This window comes from Pedobacter sp. SYSU D00535 (genome assembly GCF_017355855.1).
Classification (GTDB): domain Bacteria; phylum Bacteroidota; class Bacteroidia; order Sphingobacteriales; family Sphingobacteriaceae; genus Desertivirga.
Genome location: NZ_JAFEWD010000002.1, coordinates 504,318 through 522,465, shown reverse-complemented (window position 1 = coordinate 522,465; position 18,148 = coordinate 504,318). Strand labels below are relative to the sequence as shown.

Here is an 18,148-nt window from a genome sequence, read left to right as displayed (position 1 = left end):
TCTTATGAAAAAACAAGGCTTTTTTTTGCTGCTATTACTTATAGGCAGCACGTTAGTTGTCCAATCATGCAAAGACGACGACGATGATGACACTATGGACCGCCAGGAGTTTACGACTCAGGCTTCGGCTTCAAATCTACTCGAGGTCAGTGCAAGTGCGCTTGCAGATACCCGCAGTTCCAATCAAACTGTTCGAAACTTTGCGGCGATGATGGTATCTGATCACACTCAGGCAAATGCTGAATTGCAAGTTATTGCTTCAGCCAAAGGCCTTACCCTCGCTTCCGGACTAACAACGACTCAACAGCAGCAGGTGAATAGCCTGAGCAGCCTTTCAGGCTCCGCTTTTGATAAAGCGTACATGTCGCTTATGGTCAGCTCTCATCAAAATGCTGTACAACTTTTTGACAGTGCTGAAGATCAGGTGAATGATGGAGATTTACGAACCTATGCAAGGAATAAACTTCCGGCATTAAGGGCTCACCTCGAACTTGCCACCTCCATCAACACTAGTCTGAACCCCTAAGTTGTCCAGCCAGAAATCCTACAGAAGGCTGCCAGCTCATCTTTCCAGATGACTGGCAGCCTTCTGTAGCTGTTTTACGATTAGAACATTACAAAAACTATGGAAAACGAAAAAATGAACGAACAGGAAACGAACAACAAGGCCTCCAATACAATTAAAAACCCTGACGACTGGACTACGGGCGACGAAGAAATGACAGGAGCTCAACAATCATATCTAAAGACTCTTTCTGATGAAGCCGGAGAAGAACTGCCTGAAGACTTAACGAAGGCAGAGGCTTCAAAGAAAATTGACGAACTTCAACATAAAACCGGCCGAGGACTAAATAAGGAAGATTAATAGGCCCTAATGCGCCTACTACCGCTAGGGCCAAATGTACGTCATGAGCTAAAGATTGGAAGATATTGATAGTTTTGCCTGATGGACTTATACGGTCAAGCGCTAGTGGACTTTTACAATCAACGGCTCCAGGAAGTTTTGTGGATTAACACATCTTATGGAGAGCCCGAGGAAATGCCGGTTGAAGTCTTTTTCAGAACAGAAGAAGACATGCCCGAGTTGGAGCTCATAGCAATGGCAGAATGCCGGGGAAAAGTACTCGACATTGGCGCGGGGGCAGGAAGCCATTCCCTGCTTCTTCAAAACAGACTTGATACCACTGCATTAGAGATTTCGAAAATAGCCTGCACGATTATGCAACTGCGAGGAGTTGAGAAGGTAAAAAACCAAAATATTTTCGAATATCAAAATGAGAAATTTGATACGCTCTTATTGCTGATGAATGGCATTGGCCTTTGTGGAACAATCGGCAGAGTCAGGGACTTTTTGCAGCACGCTAAAAAAATTCTCAATAAAGGCGGATCTATTATTTTCGACTCTTCGGACATTTCTTATCTCTACCAGGAAGGTGTTCCTATGCCCATGAATTACTTCGGAGAGGTATCTTTTCAATATCAATACAAATCTCTGAGAGATAGATGGTTTAAGTGGGTGTATGTGGATCCCGAAACGCTAATTTCTTTGGCACGACAGGAAGGATGGAGAACGGAGATACTTTATCAGGATGATTCCGATCAGTACCTGGCAAGGTTAACTTCCCTATAATAAGACCTCACTGGGAACAAACAATTTCCGAAATTGTCACTTCTTCCAAAGACACGCACAAATTATCTTTAATGAAACTAGTTCGATTTGGAGAAAAAGGCCAGGAACGGCCAGGAGTTAAAATAGGCGAAAAGATAGTTGACCTGTCCGGGTTTGTTGGGGATTATGATGAGAATTTCTTTGAAAAAACCGGGATCGCTAAACTGAAGCAAATAGTTTCCGACCACCTTGACACCCTGCCTGAAGTTACCACATGCATCAGGCTGGGATGCCCTGTAGCCCGACCGTCAAAAATTGTGTGTACGGGCCTGAATTACAAGGACCACGCCATAGAGATGGTTCAGGATTTACCAGCAGAGCCTGTTATTTTTTTAAAGTCTACTTCAGCAATCACAGGCCCCTTCGATGAAATTGTTATCCCCCGGGGATCGAAGAAAACAGACTGGGAAGTAGAGCTGGCTATCGTCATTGAAAAAAAATGCAGCTATGTGTCTGAGTCTGCTGCCCTGGAATCAATAGCAGGCTTTATGATCCATAATGACGTTTCAGAACGGGAATTTCAGTTGGAGAGAAACGGGACTTGGGGTAAAGGAAAAGGATGCGACACATTCGCACCACTAGGCCCCTATCTGGTAACTCCGGATGAGATAGCAGACCTGGATAAGTTACAACTCTGGCTAAAGCTAAATGGAACTCTCATGCAACGTTCAAGTACCGCTAGTATGATTTTCAAGATTCCCTATATCATCTCCTACATCAGCCAATTTATGACACTACTACCCGGCGACATAATTTCTACAGGGTCACCCTCGGGGGTAGGTAAAGGACAAAATCCACCATTTTATTTGAAACCGGGAGATATAGTTGAACTAGGCATTGACGGTCTCGGAGAATCCAGACAAAAAGTAGTAAGCTGTAGTGAACAGCCACTCTAAACATTCTGCTGGAGCCTATTAAGGGCTTGCTTAACCTTTCGGTATCTTATAAAACCGACAATCAGAAATAGGAAGCTCAAGGGAATCAGTGTGTAGCCAATTACAACGATGTACCGGTTATCAAAAAATTGAATTAAGGAAACGCCTGCTACAAGAAACGACAAAAAGGTGCGGACGTATGAAAGCAAAGTACGTTCATTGGCCAAAAGATTTCTACCCAGAGCCAGCTCATCTGTTATGGACAAGATCTTCTGATTGGTATAAGGATTAATATTCATTTTGGACAAACCGGAAAGCCTTTGGTTATGTTTGCTTCCGCATCTTATCCCACAAGAATTGAATCGAAAACAGCATTAGATACGGGCTTAGAGTAAATTCCTTTAACGCAGGGATAGTTTAAGGCGCGGTCCTTATCATCCTGGCCCACAGAGGAACTGACGATATAGACCTTAGTACGTTGGTCTGTTAATGCAGAAATCGTGCTAAAAGTGTCTAAAAATTCCCAGCCGGAAAGCTCGGGCATATTCAGATCAAGCAGGATAATATCAGGTAAGGGCTTGGATGCAAAATAAGCTTCCGTAAGATCAAGCAAACTGTTTACAGGATTGGTATACGAAGTATGTTCATCTACAGAATCGTATTTTTTGATAAAAGCCTTTGTAACTTGATGATAGAATGGGTCATCATCAATTATTAATACCTTACACATTGCCGAGTGTTTATAAATGTCAGTTAAACAAATATATACGTTCTAGTCAACTGTCAAAACAAATTTTAACTTTTCCGCGAGGCATTCTGCAAAATGCTGTCGGGATCGGCCAACTACAACGGCTTTCCTTCCAGTGTTCCTGCCAAAATATGTAATTACAGCACGTTCGTTAGGCAACTCCCGGATGTTAAAAATGGCTTAAATTAGCTCTCGGTACAGCCTGCCTGGACTAAGCATTTACCTTGGTATCGAGCAGAATTCAAGTTTAAGTTGTATAGAAATCTCTGCTTTTAAAAATACACTAGTTTTAACGAACTTTTATAGTAACAGGCATTAACCTGTTATCCAAAAGTTTCGTAAACGATTTGAAATCAATTTCGTAGAACTAAAGTATCTTTAGCGTTGGAAGCTGTAATACTAGCATATCTTATTTCAATGAAAACATATCTAATAAACGCCATCTTGATAATTATATCTATCACAAGTTCTGCCCAGGAGAAAGAAAAGCATTATATCGTGATGGAGAGCAACTACAACTACACACACGTCAATTCTGTTGATACGACCTGGAAGCAATCCATCCCCTACAAGCGTATGGTCCGGATTATTTCTGAGCCTTTTGACTTCCCCAAAAATTTTGATTCCAGATGGTCTTCAGAAGCAGGCGTCCAGTTTTTAGAGTACCTGATGACTAATTACAAAGAGGAGTTTAAAAAGATGAGAGGTCACCAATCCTACTATACAGGCGTAGACTGGATTTACGACCCGAAAAGTAGCAGTTCCGTCAAACAATATAATCAGCTAAGCACTGACCCAAAAGGATCAAGAGCGGAGTTCGAGATAATTTTGATTAAAGGATTTAAATTTACACCGGGAAAATATCCGCTGATTAAAAATAAGGGCACTACTCCCCTACATGAAAAAGCAATCCTTCTACTAAGTAAAGGTTTAAGCGACTAAGGATGATGGCATTAATTCAAAACACAAGTAGCTAAAACACATTGCCTTTAGTACCAGCAAAAACAGCAAAATTCTGATTTTTATAGATGCAGTCTGCCTCGCTAAATCCAGCCTCCTCCAGCATGCTGATCTGAGCTTCAAGTGGCGCAAACTTATCCAGCTGAATACGCTGAAAAGCGTTATTTATCGCCACGGGTTCAAGGCCGGAATCCTTCACGGCCTCCATCCAGCTTTCTTTGTAAAATGAATCAAAACCGGGACCACGCCCTAACACTTGGTCAGCGTTGATGAAAAGCCCGCCGTCATTCAAAGCCTCGAAGGCATTTTTATATAACAGCCTTTTCTCTTCATCATCCAAATGGTGAATGGACAGCGCAGAGATGATAATATCAAATTTCCCGGGAAAAGGTTCTGTTGCAAAGTTGAGTTCAAGGAAACTAAAGTTTTTCAATCCTTTAAAGCGCTCCCTGGCAGCGTTTAACATTTCAGGAGAAAGATCAACAAGGGTAAAATCGAGCTCTGGTCGAATTAAATAAACGAAATATGAAAACAGACCGGTGCCAGCTCCTAAGTCGAGAAGACTTTTCGCAGCCGACATTCTTTTGACAAGAGGGTAACAAGCTGTATAAAAGTCATGAAAGCACGGAATCAAGTACGGGCGTTGTCTATCATACTCTTTAGATATTGCGTCAAACTGATTTTTAACTTCTTCCATGTTGTTCTTTTCTCCCGCACTCACTTTCTGTGCGTCTGGCTAATATACAAACTTCTCAAAATTACGAAGCTTCAATTGTTCCTCGCGATGTATTCCTCAATTGCTGCTCCAAGCTCTTCTGCGGGTAAGTCCGCTGCTTCACTACTTGGAAGCATCAGTTCCCAGTCTCCTCTTTCGTTTTTTCCCAGCAGGCCAGATTCTGAACCGCAGCTGACCGCATAAAAATCTTTTTGCAACTTACTTTCTACATCGAAAACGCGGTCTCCCACGGTAATACTAAATCGTTCCATAGAGTTTTCGATTTAAACAGCCGTTCGATCCCAATGTTTTTCTACAGAACCAATGGATCAAAACCACATGAAATTACTCGCCGACGGTATTGTCAGCTAAAGCTAAATACCAAACAAACAATGGTTAGAACCCCTCAAAACTTCTTGTAAATGGTGTAAATGCTACCCCCGTTGGCAACAAGGGAAAATAACACTGTATAAAACATCATTTCCTCAAAAGGCGAAGTAGCTCTCTGTGAAAAATAAATCAATTGGGACAGAAAAAGCACAAGGCCAACAACTGCCACAGCTTTAGCAGTAAGCCAGGCATTACACAAGGTACGCTTTCGGTTATTAGGCATATTCAGGGAATTGGCTAGCTTATTTAATAGATAAGCGGGTTTTCATAGTTTAAGGTAAAAAACGTTTCACCCAAAATTTGTTCTCGAAATTTCTACATTCACGTATTTTACACCTTATTACCATTATTGCAATAGTCTGATAATTTACGCTGCTTTCCAATCTATATTTGCAGCTCACAAAATTGTGATAAGGTTTAGGTTGCCCGGATGTTTCCCATAAACGCCGGGCTTTTTTTTGTCGCGTTGCCGAAGTTCAGTGCCTGGAGATGCGTACAGGTATTTGTCTATAAAGAACTAATTCCCTCTTCCCAGATTAACCCTCGAGACAACCTCAACAAAATTGTATCCTTAAAAAAGTTTTTCTTAATCTAGCTTTTATCGCTAATTTCATACTACACCACCCTTATTAAAAACATGACTAATATTGATCTGGCTACAGCCTCACGGCGGACTGGCTCAGGAGAGCCTATCGCATTTGAAATTACCCATCACAGCAAAGGCGGATTTACATTAAATGCTTCAGTGCGAAAAATAACGGACAGTGACTATGAGGTATTTATAAAAGAAAAAGAAGTAATTGTTCATTGCACTCGTGAGCAAAATGGAATATTGTCGTGCCGATTACACAGTAAAGGCAATCCCCAATGGCTGGATGAACTTGGAAAAGAGGTAGCAAAAAGGATTAATAGCATTAAGCGGCTTTAATTACACTCCAGAAATACAACATTTGAACAAAAGAAAACCCCCGAAAAGGTTTCGAGGATTTTTTCATAGTTAAGATGTAGGATGTAAAACAAATATCCGAAAGTTAACTATGTGCCACAAGGCCTTTTTCAAACTTTTTTATTTAAGTGATTCAGAAATAGACCTATTGCTCTCGGAGCAGCCTCGTCAGCCAAAAAAGAAATCAGCAAACCAAAAATGTTTTCCTTCTGTTTTATCTAAAAACAGATGTTAACAAAGCAGCATATTTCAAGCGTTGATCCCGATGAGGAGGACTTGATTAGCAACCCGGAGAAAACCGAGCTTGAAGAATACGAAGAGCAGCTCGAAAAAGAAATCTTCGACGATGACGACTTCATAGGGAACCTCGACGAGGAAGAATAGCATCCCTATTACCGCAGATCAGTTGGAGCTTCGAAACCGGTCATCAACTTAATGAAGTGCTCTCTCCCTAAGAAGGCACAAGTATTAGTAGGAAAAGTAAAATATTAAAGTTATATTTGTGAATACTCTCGTTTAGTTGAGCAAATAATCTCCTATCCAATTGTACCGCTCTTATTGAGCACCAGCATTAACTCCCTCTTGTTTATCATCTGGTAGTTACAATTTTAAATTTAATACAATACAATTTGTCATTTGAAAAGTTAAATCTAAGCCCTTCTATTCTGAAGGCGCTTAAAGCGGAGGGGTACACGCAACCTACTCCTATCCAGGAACAATCCATACCTGTTATTCTTGAAAGAAAAGATCTCTTAGGTTGTGCTCAGACGGGCACTGGTAAAACGGCGGCCTTTGCACTTCCCATTTTACATCTGCTTGACTCCGACCGGACAAAGCAAGCTGCAAGAAAGGAGATCAGAGCGCTGATATTAACGCCAACCAGAGAGCTGGCTATTCAAATTAGTGAAAGTTTTGAAGCTTACGGAAAACATACATCTTTAAAGCACCTGGTTATTTTTGGAGGCGTTTCCGCGTTCAATCAAATTAACAGTTTGCGTAGTGGTACAGATATTTTGGTGGCGACACCAGGAAGACTGCTTGACCTTATGGCGCAAAAGGCAATAAATCTCCAACATATCCAGCTTTTTGTACTTGATGAAGCGGACCGAATGCTGGACATGGGTTTTATTAACGATGTGAAGAAGGTAATTGCCAAACTTCCTGCTAAAAGACAGACGTTGCTATTTTCGGCCACAATGCCGTCGGAAATTGCCGGACTTGCTAATTCGATACTTCGAAATCCGTCAAAGGTTGAAGTGACACCTGTCTCTTCAACTGCTGAAAAAATCAGCCAGTCTGTTTATCCTGTAGATAAAAAAGACAAGGCATCTCTGCTGTTGCATCTTCTTGACAACAAAGAGATGGAAAATATCCTTGTTTTTACGCGGACTAAATTTGGAGCAGACAAATTAGCGAAATTATTAAATCGAGCTAATGTTTCTGCCGATGCAATTCACGGAAACAAATCGCAAAATGCGAGACAGAAGGCATTAACTAATTTCAAATCCGGGGCAATCAGGGTGTTGGTAGCAACTGATATTGCGGCAAGGGGAATTGACGTAGAAGAACTCAAATACGTAATTAATTTTGAACTGCCGAACCAACCGGAAACATACGTCCACCGGATTGGCCGGACTGGTCGCGCTGGAAATTCAGGTACCGCTATTTCTTTTTGTGACCTGGAAGAACAGGAGTATCTAAGAGATATCAATAAAATTACCTCACAGACAATTCCTGTGGTAGACAACCATCCCTACTTTGTTGTTGGCAGGGCGATGACGCACGCTCCTGCAAAACCAGCAGCAAACAAAGGAAAAAACGCTAAAAGACGCCCTTTCCGTCCGAAGAAAAAGGCTTTCGCAAGCAACTAAAAGACCACACAAAGCGGTAAAACCTGGGCTCGCCCTCGTTTACCGCTTTGATAATTTATTTACCCGCCTGTTCTGGAAGTCCTTTAGTTCAGCCAATCCATCAATGCATGTATATCCTCATATTTTTAATTAGCCACTGGTTTTTATCCTTATTTTTCCAAACGTTTTTCCTTCATCGCTACGCATCCCACAAGGTATTTAGCATGAGCAATTTTTGGGAAAAGGCATTTTACCTCATGACTTACATTTTTCAGGGCTCCTCCTTTTTGAATCCTTTTGCCTACGCCACTATGCACAGGGATCATCACGCTTTCAGCGACACGGAAAAAGACCCTCACTCACCGCACTTTTTTAAGGATGTGTTTCAGATGACGCGAGCAACAGTGCTCACTTATCGGGATCATGTAAAAAGGTCTAAAAGTGATGCTGATAAGCCTGCCGGGAATTTCCCTCAATGGCCTCTTATAGACCGAATAGGATCCAGCATCCCATCAAGATTATTGTTTGGCATTGGGTACTTTTGTTTTTATCTCGCCTTCGCATCCTCTTACTGGATGTTCCTTTTATTGCCGATTCATTTTATGATTGGCCCTATTCAAGGTGCAATAGTAAACTGGTGTGGTCACAAATACGGTTATTCAAATTTTAACAACGACGATCATTCCAAAAACACAAGTCCAATTGACTTTTTAATGCTTGGTGAGCTGTTTCAAAACAACCACCACCGACATCCCAACAGCGCTAATTTTGCACAACGATGGTTCGAGGTCGATCCTGTATTTCCGATTATCAAACTTCTTCACTGGAGTAAAATCATCAGGCTACGAAAAAGCTAGAGAAAAGACCGCCATATTGATTATGGCGGTCTTTTTTTTGGGGAGTCAACTCTTCTTCTATTCATTTACTGTTCTAATTATGGGAAAGTCAAAAGCTTCTTTTACAAAAAGCAACTTGAAAAGAACAAGCAAAAGAAAAAAGGAAATAAGCAGCTAGGTAAAAATGAACTTAAGCAGCCGACCCATCTCATCCTGCTATAACCATTTTCACACCTTCAGCATTCAACGGTTCGCACCTGGTCGGAGTATGGCCAGCGGCGCAGCGCTACGGTACCATTACTGCAAAGGCTCCGCTAAAACCTGCTTTTCGGCGGAGCCTCTGCGGCGCTGTTGTGGAGCGCGGACTAAACCCCTCTTGGGCCATTACTGGTTGTAGAAGAAGACCATCAGAAGTCTCTTCCGGCGGCGATCTTGAAAGTATGCTTGCTTTGTCAATAAATTCGGAGAGTCAGCTCTACCCTGAGACGAGCTAGTTGAATGAATTTATGTAGCGGGTTAAATCCCGCTACAATCTTTATCCTACCTTTTTGCGACTGAAATAGGCATTCTCTACCGCCTCTAAGTATCGCAACAAGGCATCATCAAAAGTGGGAAGTTTAATGCCTTTCTCGCTGCCCAGTGCTGAGTACCTGGGGCGTTCTGCCTTGGACGTCATTCTACTCAATTTGTTCCACCTGACGAGCGAACTGTCAAGCCCTGCCGTTTCCGCTACTTTTCTAGCAAATTCGTACCAGCTCATTTCCCCCTGTTGATTCACGAGATGAAAGATACCACTCTCATCGTCAAGCAATAAATTATAACATTCATTCACCAAATCGGGAACGTAAGTTGGAGATACACAAATGTCGGTAGGAGCCTGAACCGTTCTGTTGTTTTTTAAACTTACGATAAGACTTGTAGCGAAGTTATGCTTATCCCAAGGCCCAAAGAAGCTGCTCGTTCTCACAATTAAGGAGTCAGGGTTTACAGCAAGCATTTCTTGCTCGGCCAGCGCTTTACTCCGGCCATAAACGTTAAGGGGATTAGGGGCATCGCTCTCAAGATAAGGTTCATTTTTTTCTCCATCAAAAACCAAATCGGAGGAAAACGACAGGAACTTTATTCCATATTTCTTGCATAAATCGGCAAGCAGTACGGGTCCAATACAATTTGCTGCCAGGCAATCCTCCTCCATCGTCTCTGCGGCGTCAACATCTACAAAGCCAGCAGCATTAATGATTGCCCAGGGATTAAATTTGCGCATGGTTGCTTCGATCTGTTCCCTATCGGTGATACTCATATCCCCACGGGATGTAGCAATGAAATGAATATTTCTTCCTTCTGCGATCTTTTGGAAAGCGTAGCCAAGAGTTCCTGTTTTACCCACAATCAGAACCGGTCGACAACTCGGAGCAACCTTTGCCGTGTTTAACTTGAGCGACTGCCGACTTGAGTAATAGATTCGGCGCTTTTCGCTCTTCCACCAGCCCTGTCCTTCCAGCACGGGATGCTCGTACGCATTATTTCTGTTCAGCATCTTCAGAAATGTGGCAAGAGCCGTAGGCCTAGGAGTTCCCGAACTGAGATTAAATACTCCCGGCTCATAGTCGCCCCATGGACGGGTAACCAAGCTGTTCCAACCATATAATCCAAACAGTGCCCAAGCGGTAATAGCTCTAATATCAACCCCTTCAGCCTTCAACTGATTCAACGTTTTCCACATCTCGTTAAACCACCGCATCTGCTCCTCCCTTTTACTATGAAGGTGGCACTCCGTGATAGCAAGAGGCAATTGCAGTCGTTCCCAGGCTTCCTTGAGCAATACTGATGGGCCCGTCTTTACATCCAAATCAACTAATACCGTTTCTATATCTGCATAGGAATGTCGCCCGTTACCACCGTGATACTGTTCAGGATACCTGCTCAGCTTCTCGTCCAAATACCTTTCGGATGTCAAGTAATAATTAAAGCCGCAGATGTAGGGTGGACAATTATGCTCGAGAAAAAAATGTAATTCGCTTTCATCAATCCCCGAATCAACCATGTACTTCCACATTACCTTATCGGGGGTGAGCTTTCCACTCAGGAGCTCATAAGAAACCCATCTGCGTTCATTTTCTAAATCAGCTTGGTACTGTAGCAAGGGGGTCGCGTGGCACTTTCCAAGGTCTTCCGTCTGGATGAGCTTCGCTTCCGGATTGATTTTTCGGATCGTTTCCATAGCCAGCACCGTTGCCTTGCACTCGCTTAGCAACACCTTAAAAAAGCTATAATTGTCCCTTTTATGAGGGTACCAGTGTCCGTAAAGACCACAAAAGCGTGCCGTGGTAAGAGGTTCATTCACCGGCGTGTAGTATTCAGCCCAGGGAAATCTTTCGGCTACCAGTTTTGCATATGCCGCCAACCCCTCTTCAAATGTACCGTCGAAAAAGTTCACATACCTGGGACCACTGCCGTGATGAACGAGCCCGACGATCGGCGTAATTTCGAGCTCTCGCAACCGGTTCAGTCTCCTATCGGCGAAGCTCCAATCTATTACTGTAGTTGGCTCCGGCTGATGCTTCTCCCACAAAATTGGGTACCTAAGCATTTTTATGCCAAGCGAGTGAATCAAATCCAAATCTGTTTCTCTATCATAGTGACCGCAATACTCAAGCTGGTCTAAATAGGTATCTTTTACCCGGTTTATGGTAGACTCTATTCCACCCCAAACCTGTATATGATCATTTTGCTCCATAAATTCAGGACTAAGTAGTTAATTTGATTAATTGGACGTCAGACGAGTTGTGGCAGATCATGTGCACAAAAAGGAAAGTTTAAGTTTACAAGGGAGAGAAAGGAAAGTCTGACAAATCTGGCGATTATCTATCTCACTATAACATTTCGGGAAGGTTTGCTTTCTAACACTGATCTTCTTCATAACACAACAATTAGTTAACACCTATGCTCCTCGTATCCTCGAGCAGGAGCTACTATTGCTGTATCAATCAAGCTACCATTCAGCAACTTTCAGGCAAATTCGGGTAGAATAACGGCTAAAACACGTGATTATACCTGCCGGCACGAGGATAAATACGGAAATCGCGAAACTAGCGGTGCTCAATTTCAAGACATAGCCATAAAGTCAATTCATTCGCTAAGAATTAAAAACACAAAGACAAAGATTCATTCAAAATTTGATCGCATATTTGGAGAGGATGAACGAGCAAAGGACAAGCCTGGAACAGCACCGCACTGTTATCGCACCTTTTGATATACAATTATTGAACGAGGTTTATATTCAAATTCACGGTGCCGAGGCTTTCTATCCTTCTCCGCGATCGCTCACCGACTTGGTGGCCGAAGAAGCCGAGATCGATTCAATTTTCTTTATCGACCAGTCGTTACCAAACCCTGTTGCGGTGACCGTCACCATTCGGGAGGAAAGTCTGCTGGTAGGTTGCAGCTGTAGTTTTTCAGGTCCAAAGCTCTGCCAGTTTCAGGCCAAAGCCCTTTATAATATAGTCAAAAAGCCTGATTTAAGATTATTCTTCGATAAACAGGTACGAAATGAAAAGCTTAAAAAATTCGCTGAACCATACGGCCTCGAGAATGAGAAGGAACTGGAGCAATATTTTGAACTAGCATTAGCAAGCGATCGATTGTCCATAAAACCTCGTTTAAAAGGACTGATACCAGTAACAAAAGAGAGCAACCTGCAACTCCGGGAACAGCTTACGAAAGCGCATAAACCAGCCCGGCTTCTTAATGCCGACACCGAAAAAAAAGAGCATTTCCTGGTGCTGAGGCAGCACAAATATTACAGGCACCTGCTGGTTCAGCTAGCTGAGGCAGAAATAACCGCTAGCGGAAAAATAAGAGCGCCGATACAGCAACTTGCTTCTGCAGAATTTGTATGGAAGGCTGAAGACCCGGCCGAAGCGAAGTTTTACACCGCCGTCTCTCTATTTGAAAACCCGGTGCAAAAAGAACCGTCGCAATTTTTGATTGATGGCCTTAAACTGATCTTAAAAAACCCGCTAAACCTGAGAATCTATCAACACTTCCTTAACATATCAGAAGGGTTGATACCAAAAGCTTTGAAGCAGATGCATTTTGGGGAGGTTTTAAGCGACCTCAAATTGTCCGTATCAAAAGAGGGAGCATTTCACACAATAAGAGCTTGGATTTCAATAAATGATATCAACACACCTTTGGAAGATGTGGAGCTAAAGTTTGACTACTTTGTGGATTTGGGGGGCGAGCTCCATTTGATTGGCAACCTGAACACGCTAAAGCTTTTTACCCTATTTAAGCAGAACGATTACGAACTGAAAGTCCACGAAAGCAAGTTTGCTGAATTCAGGGAAAGCTTCTTAGCCAAACTTGAGGAGGACGTCAGCGTTCGCTACACTTACCTGAAGCCGGCCACAGCTGAACAGCTCAAAGAAAATAGCTTCGACGAGCCGCCGAGGAAACTCGTTTACCTCACTGATTCTGATCCCTATATTGATCTGGAGCCGGTAATGCGGTATGGGCGGGAGGAAATAGCAATCTTAAGCCGAAGACAAATTTACGCTTCCGGCATCCATGGAGATGCTTTTTATGTGCAACGCGACAATCAGGCTGAGTTCGAGTTTATATCTCAATTAGCCCGACAACATCCGAATTTCCTGGAGCAGTTGGAAGACGGCATCCCCTACTTCTACTTGCGGAAAGATCGCTTTTTGCAGGAAGACTGGTTTCTAAACGCGTTCGAAGAGTGGGAAAAAATGGGCATTGAAGTGTTGGGCTTTAACAAGATCAGAAACAACAAACTTAGTCAGTACAAGGCGAAGGTGGGCGTTCAAATAAAAAGCGGTCTGAACTGGTTCAACGTAGATGTCGAGGTTAAATACGGGAAGAAAAAGGCGAGCTTGAAACAAATTCAAAAGGCGGTCAAGAATAAGAGCAAGTACGTTCAGCTGGATGACGGGACCCTGGGACTCCTGCCGGATGAATGGCTTGAGAAGTTAAAGCGCTTTTTCGATGCGACCGACTACATGGACGACGCATTTGCCATCCCGAAATCCAACTTCCTGTTGATCAACCAGCTATTTGAGGAGGAAGTACTACCGAACGACATCCGAATAGAACTGGATGAACTGCATCATTCATTGAACAGTTTTGAATCGATAAAAGAAGTAGAAGTTCCAGCTGGTTTCCGCGGGGAGTTGAGAGAGTATCAGCAACAGGGACTAAACTGGCTTAATTTCCTGGACGACTATAATTTCGGCGCTTGTCTGGCAGACGACATGGGACTCGGGAAAACGGTTCAGGTAATTGCTTTTATCCTACTTCAGAAGCAAAAAAGAGGTCCATCCTGCAACCTGCTTGTAGTGCCTACATCGCTGATTTTTAACTGGCAGCAGGAGATTGCGAAGTTTGCCCCTGACCTAACGGCGTATACCTTGCATGGAGCCGGAAGAGTGACAGAAATCAGTTCGTTAGCTGATTACGACATTGTAATAACCACCTACGGAACCCTTCTTTCCGATATTAATATCCTAAAGAAGTTTGATTTTAATTATGCAGTCCTGGACGAATCACAAAACATAAAAAACCCCGAGTCGCAGCGTTACAAGGCTGCCCGCCTCCTAAAAGCAAGGAATCGAATCATTTTAACAGGCACGCCTGTTGAAAACAACACCTTCGATTTATACGCTCAACTTTCGTTTGCTTGTCCTGGCCTATTGGGAAGCAAACAGTATTTCCGGGATGTATATTCCACTCCGATAGATAAATTTGAAGATCGTACCAGAGCCACAGAACTACAAAATCTAATCAAACCATTCATCCTCAGAAGAACTAAAAAGCAAGTCGCTGCCGAGCTGCCGGAAAAGACGGAGATGATCTTGTATTGCGAGATGCAGGAGCCTCAACGTAAGGTTTATGAGCGCTATGAACAAGAGATCAGAGACTACATCGAGGGCATTCCTAATGACGATATCGCTAAAAACGCAATACATGTATTAAGGAGTCTTACGAAATTACGGCAGATCTGCGATTCTCCTCTTCTCTTACATGAACCCATGCTGGACGAGATCGGATCTTCGAAAATAGAAGCGCTGCTCGAACAGATTTCTGCCAAATCCAATAATCATAAAATCCTCGTATTCTCGCAATTTGTTACGATGCTGGATCTTGTAAAAAAAGAGTTGGAGAAAAGAAATATCAGCTTTAGTTACCTTTCTGGAGCAACCAGAGACCGACAAAGTGCAGTGGAAGCGTTTCAAAACAACGCAGGTGTTAGGGTATTTTTAGTCAGCCTGAAAGCTGGAGGAACAGGACTAAACCTAACAAAAGCTGACTACGTGTACCTGCTAGACCCCTGGTGGAATCCTGCTGTTGAAAGTCAGGCCATCGACCGGGTATACCGTATCGGACAAAAGAAAAAAGTAGTGGCGGTAAGAATGATCTGTCCCAACACCGTGGAAGAGAAAATCCTACAGCTACAGGAAAGCAAGAGCCTGCTTGCTGAAAAGCTTATTGACGCTGAAGGTTCTTTCTTCCAATCCCTTACTAAACAAGATCTGCTGAAACTGCTTAGCCCCACTGTTCCTAAAAGCCTACGGTAGGGTCGGCCAACCTATATCAATGTTTCAGGTTGAGAACCAGGTGCTCCCTCTGAATCTCGTTTTTGTCTAAAGATCATCAGCCAGGCAAACCCCACTCCTCCCAGTGCCATTATCATTCCGACCATTGATGGTGAAGTGTAACCCAGGCCTGCTGCGATTGGTAAGCCGCCCAAGAAAGCACCGAGTGCATTGCCAAGGTTGAAAGCAGCCTGAGTAATAGAAGCTCCTATCATCTCTGCACCTTTTGAATTCTCAATCATCAGCATTTGTATCGGAGCTGCCAGAGCGAGAGAACAACTGCCGGCGATGAAGGTAAAAAGCACGGAAAGAATTTGACTACCTGAGAAAAAGTAGATAAGCAGTAAGGTAATGGCCATCGCGATAAGCAAAACAATGCAGGCACTGAGCGGCTTCAGGCTATCGGCCAGCTTTCCACCTACAATATTCCCAACTACCATTCCCAACCCTGCAATCATTAAAATATAGGGAACCGCCGACGCAGAGAAATTAGCGACTTCGGTCATTAATGGTGCTATGTAGCTGATCCAGCAGAACAAACCGCCTGTACCGATCGCCGTGATCATAAAAATCAACCAGGGCTCTATCTTCTTGAACACCCGCAGTTCTGCCGCGACACTTTTCGTCCTGCCAGGTGGAATCGAGGGGAGAAAAAAGTAAATAGATGCCACGGTAAGCAACCCAATTAATCCTATGCCGCCGAAAGTATATCGCCAGGAGTATTCGTGACCAATGTACGTGCCCAGAGGGACAGTTAACAGGTTGGCGATAGTTAAGCCACTAAACATCGTTGATATTGCTTGTGCCTGCTTCCCTTTTTCAGCCAAACGACTGGCAACCACGGAGCCGACCCCAAAAAATGCCCCGTGAGGTAAGCCCGCCAGCAACCTCGAAATGAACAGTATGGCGCTGTTTGGAGCAAATGCCGACATGGAATTAAAAATGGTAAATAGCAACATCAAACCAAGCAGAATCTTTTTAGGAGCCATTCTGCTGCTGGCGACTACTAATGTAGGAGCACCAATAACAACCCCCAATGCATAGGCTGAAATCATATGGCCAGCATCAGGAATAGAGATAGCAAACTCCTTCGCTACATCTGGAAGAACACCCATCATTACAAATTCGGTAGTCCCGATCCCCAGTCCCCCTGCCGCCAGCGGTAGTAATTTTCTTTTCACTTATTGTACCTTTTACACTTTAGGCCGCGAAGGTAGGCATCTCAATTTTCTCTTACCAAAATTGCTTCAATTATTACACTAGCCTGTTTTTCTTGTTTTCAGCTGATAGACGTGTTTTGCTAAACTGTTAGTTGATCTCGAACTCTTTGCAAACAATGTAGAAAATAAGGTTGTTGTGGAGATAAATCATTTTCTACCGTGGAGAGAAATTATCAGTTGGACTTTTTTAGAGGCTTTTTCCTCATATTAATTAGTTTCAATCACTTACTTAATCAAAAGAGTATCATTCGCGATTTCACCTTCCAATCCTTTGGCTGGGTAACTTCGGCAGAAGCCTTTGTTTTTATTTCAGGACTAACTGCGGGTCTTGTTTATTCTTACAAATTCGCTACAAAAGGAGAAGCATTTATAAAAAAGTCTGCAATCAGTAGGGCGGTAAAAGTTTACGGCTATCACCTTGCCCTCTTCCTATTCACTATGCTGGTGATTTTGAGTTCCGACCCTATGCAGCTTTATTGGAAAGAACGGCACTTATCTTTTGAAGACCCTATCAGGCAACTTCTTTTAGGGAGCGTCCTTTTATACCAGCCGCCATTTTTGGATATACTACCCATGTATGCGCTTTTTCTGCTACTTGTACCTTTTGCTATAAAACAATTTAGTCGTGCAAGGGCAGTGCCGATTCTAATTGTTTCAGGGCTGGTTTACCTTGTTGCAAGCAGCAGCATCACTGATCCTATCACTAATTTACTTCCAGGGGTGCATTACGGCATTTTTAATGCTTTCTGTTGGCAACTTTTGTTTTTGATTGGGCTTCACCTTGGATATCTTACTTATCACCAACAACTCGGAATACTAAAAAGTAATAAAAACATCTTTAGGGTTGCCATCTTTACAGCCCTCGTATTCTTTGTATTAAAAGTTTTTGGAACTCATTTAGGCCTTTCCCAGAATTTAATAGCTCAACTAACGGATAAAGGTCACTTGCGTCCCCTGAGATTGTTAAACTTTTCTGCCATCGCCTACATAATTTATTTTATATCTGCTAAATACACGTCTTGGTTTACTTTCAGGCCGGTTTGCCTTATTGGCAGATATTCTCTTGAAGTATTCTCCTTCCATGTTGTGCTCGTCATTCTGTTTAAGCCTTTGTTCATCTATCTCAATTCTTTATACAACTTTGGAGCGCTTCATCGACTGCATTTATACCCTATCTCAACTACGCTAATCATTTTTGTGCTCCTGCCCTCTCTGTATCTGGTTCCGATGGTGTTCAGCAGAATCAGGAAAAAGTCGTGAAGGTAAACGACACATAAAACAGGAGTTACGGCTACCTTTCTTGACACTGTCCTTGCAAAAAACCG

The 18,148-nt window shown here is 43.0% G+C and carries 17 protein-coding genes; 11 read left to right on the top strand and 6 right to left on the bottom strand.

Features of this window, described 5'->3' with window-relative positions:
* Positions 1–4: 4 nt before the first annotated feature.
* The 4 genes from J4N23_RS06840 (at position 5) to J4N23_RS06825 (ending at position 2,565) form a co-directional block, all read left to right on the top strand.
* On the top strand, positions 5–526 hold the full coding sequence (locus tag J4N23_RS06840; protein WP_207426276.1) for a DUF4142 domain-containing protein: 522 nt from the start codon (positions 5–7) through the stop codon (positions 524–526).
* Between the two features lie 99 nt (positions 527–625).
* Positions 626–865: a DUF3072 domain-containing protein gene (locus tag J4N23_RS06835; RefSeq protein ID WP_207426275.1), complete on the top strand. Its 240-nt coding sequence runs from the start codon at positions 626–628 to the stop codon at positions 863–865.
* Positions 866–946: 81 nt separating this feature from the next.
* The gene (locus J4N23_RS06830) at positions 947–1,630 is read left to right on the top strand and encodes a bifunctional 2-polyprenyl-6-hydroxyphenol methylase/3-demethylubiquinol 3-O-methyltransferase UbiG (RefSeq protein ID WP_207426274.1); all 684 of its coding nucleotides are present in this window, start codon (positions 947–949) and stop codon (positions 1,628–1,630) included.
* 71 nt (positions 1,631–1,701) lie between these two features.
* Positions 1,702–2,565, top strand: coding sequence for a fumarylacetoacetate hydrolase family protein (locus J4N23_RS06825; RefSeq protein ID WP_207426273.1), 864 nt, complete (start codon positions 1,702–1,704; stop codon positions 2,563–2,565).
* Here the strand turns inward: J4N23_RS06825 and J4N23_RS21220 are convergent.
* On the bottom strand, positions 2,562–2,843 hold the full coding sequence (locus tag J4N23_RS21220; RefSeq protein WP_207426272.1) for a DUF202 domain-containing protein: 282 nt from the start codon (positions 2,841–2,843) through the stop codon (positions 2,562–2,564). The genes J4N23_RS06825 and J4N23_RS21220 overlap by 4 nt on opposite strands.
* A gap of 44 nt (positions 2,844–2,887) precedes the next feature.
* Positions 2,888–3,274: a response regulator gene (locus J4N23_RS06815; RefSeq protein WP_207426271.1), complete on the bottom strand. Its 387-nt coding sequence runs from the start codon at positions 3,272–3,274 to the stop codon at positions 2,888–2,890.
* Between the two features lie 435 nt (positions 3,275–3,709).
* Here J4N23_RS06815 and J4N23_RS06810 point away from each other — a divergent pair, with 435 nt between their 5' ends.
* A complete protein-coding gene (locus tag J4N23_RS06810) occupies positions 3,710–4,234 on the top strand; it encodes a hypothetical protein (protein WP_207426270.1) in 525 nt (174 codons plus the stop codon).
* Between the two features lie 31 nt (positions 4,235–4,265).
* On the opposite strand, the gene J4N23_RS06805 is transcribed toward J4N23_RS06810, so the two are convergent.
* Complete coding sequence (locus J4N23_RS06805) at positions 4,266–4,949, bottom strand: class I SAM-dependent methyltransferase (protein ID WP_207426269.1); 684 nt, start codon at positions 4,947–4,949, stop codon at positions 4,266–4,268.
* 71 nt (positions 4,950–5,020) lie between these two features.
* Entirely contained in the window at positions 5,021–5,239 is a 219-nt protein-coding gene (locus J4N23_RS06800) for a hypothetical protein (protein WP_207426268.1), read from the bottom strand.
* A gap of 755 nt (positions 5,240–5,994) precedes the next feature.
* Here J4N23_RS06800 and J4N23_RS06795 point away from each other — a divergent pair.
* From J4N23_RS06795 to J4N23_RS06780, 4 genes are all read left to right on the top strand, one after another.
* Positions 5,995–6,285, top strand: coding sequence for a hypothetical protein (locus J4N23_RS06795; RefSeq protein ID WP_207426267.1), 291 nt, complete (start codon positions 5,995–5,997; stop codon positions 6,283–6,285).
* A 246-nt stretch (positions 6,286–6,531) separates the two neighbouring features.
* Positions 6,532–6,687 (top strand): hypothetical protein, encoded by a 156-nt coding sequence (locus J4N23_RS06790; protein ID WP_207426266.1) that lies wholly within the window; start codon positions 6,532–6,534, stop codon positions 6,685–6,687.
* A 245-nt stretch (positions 6,688–6,932) separates the two neighbouring features.
* A complete protein-coding gene (locus J4N23_RS06785) occupies positions 6,933–8,174 on the top strand; it encodes a DEAD/DEAH box helicase (protein ID WP_207426265.1) in 1,242 nt (413 codons plus the stop codon).
* 107 nt (positions 8,175–8,281) lie between these two features.
* A complete protein-coding gene (locus J4N23_RS06780; RefSeq protein ID WP_207426264.1) occupies positions 8,282–9,010 on the top strand; it encodes an acyl-CoA desaturase in 729 nt (242 codons plus the stop codon).
* 514 nt (positions 9,011–9,524) lie between these two features.
* On the opposite strand, the gene J4N23_RS06775 is transcribed toward J4N23_RS06780, so the two are convergent.
* Positions 9,525–11,726 (bottom strand): family 1 glycosylhydrolase, encoded by a 2,202-nt coding sequence (locus J4N23_RS06775; protein ID WP_207426263.1) that lies wholly within the window; start codon positions 11,724–11,726, stop codon positions 9,525–9,527.
* Between the two features lie 460 nt (positions 11,727–12,186).
* Here J4N23_RS06775 and J4N23_RS06770 point away from each other — a divergent pair, with 460 nt between their 5' ends.
* Positions 12,187–15,585, top strand: coding sequence for a DEAD/DEAH box helicase (locus J4N23_RS06770; protein WP_207426262.1), 3,399 nt, complete (start codon positions 12,187–12,189; stop codon positions 15,583–15,585).
* Positions 15,586–15,596: 11 nt separating this feature from the next.
* On the opposite strand, the gene J4N23_RS06765 is transcribed toward J4N23_RS06770, so the two are convergent.
* Positions 15,597–16,784 (bottom strand): MFS transporter, encoded by a 1,188-nt coding sequence (locus J4N23_RS06765; protein ID WP_207426261.1) that lies wholly within the window; start codon positions 16,782–16,784, stop codon positions 15,597–15,599.
* A gap of 198 nt (positions 16,785–16,982) precedes the next feature.
* Between J4N23_RS06765 and opgC the strand changes: the two genes are divergently transcribed.
* Entirely contained in the window at positions 16,983–18,083 is a 1,101-nt protein-coding gene (gene opgC, locus J4N23_RS06760; RefSeq protein ID WP_207426260.1) for an OpgC domain-containing protein, read from the top strand.
* The last annotated feature ends 65 nt before the right edge of the window (positions 18,084–18,148 follow it).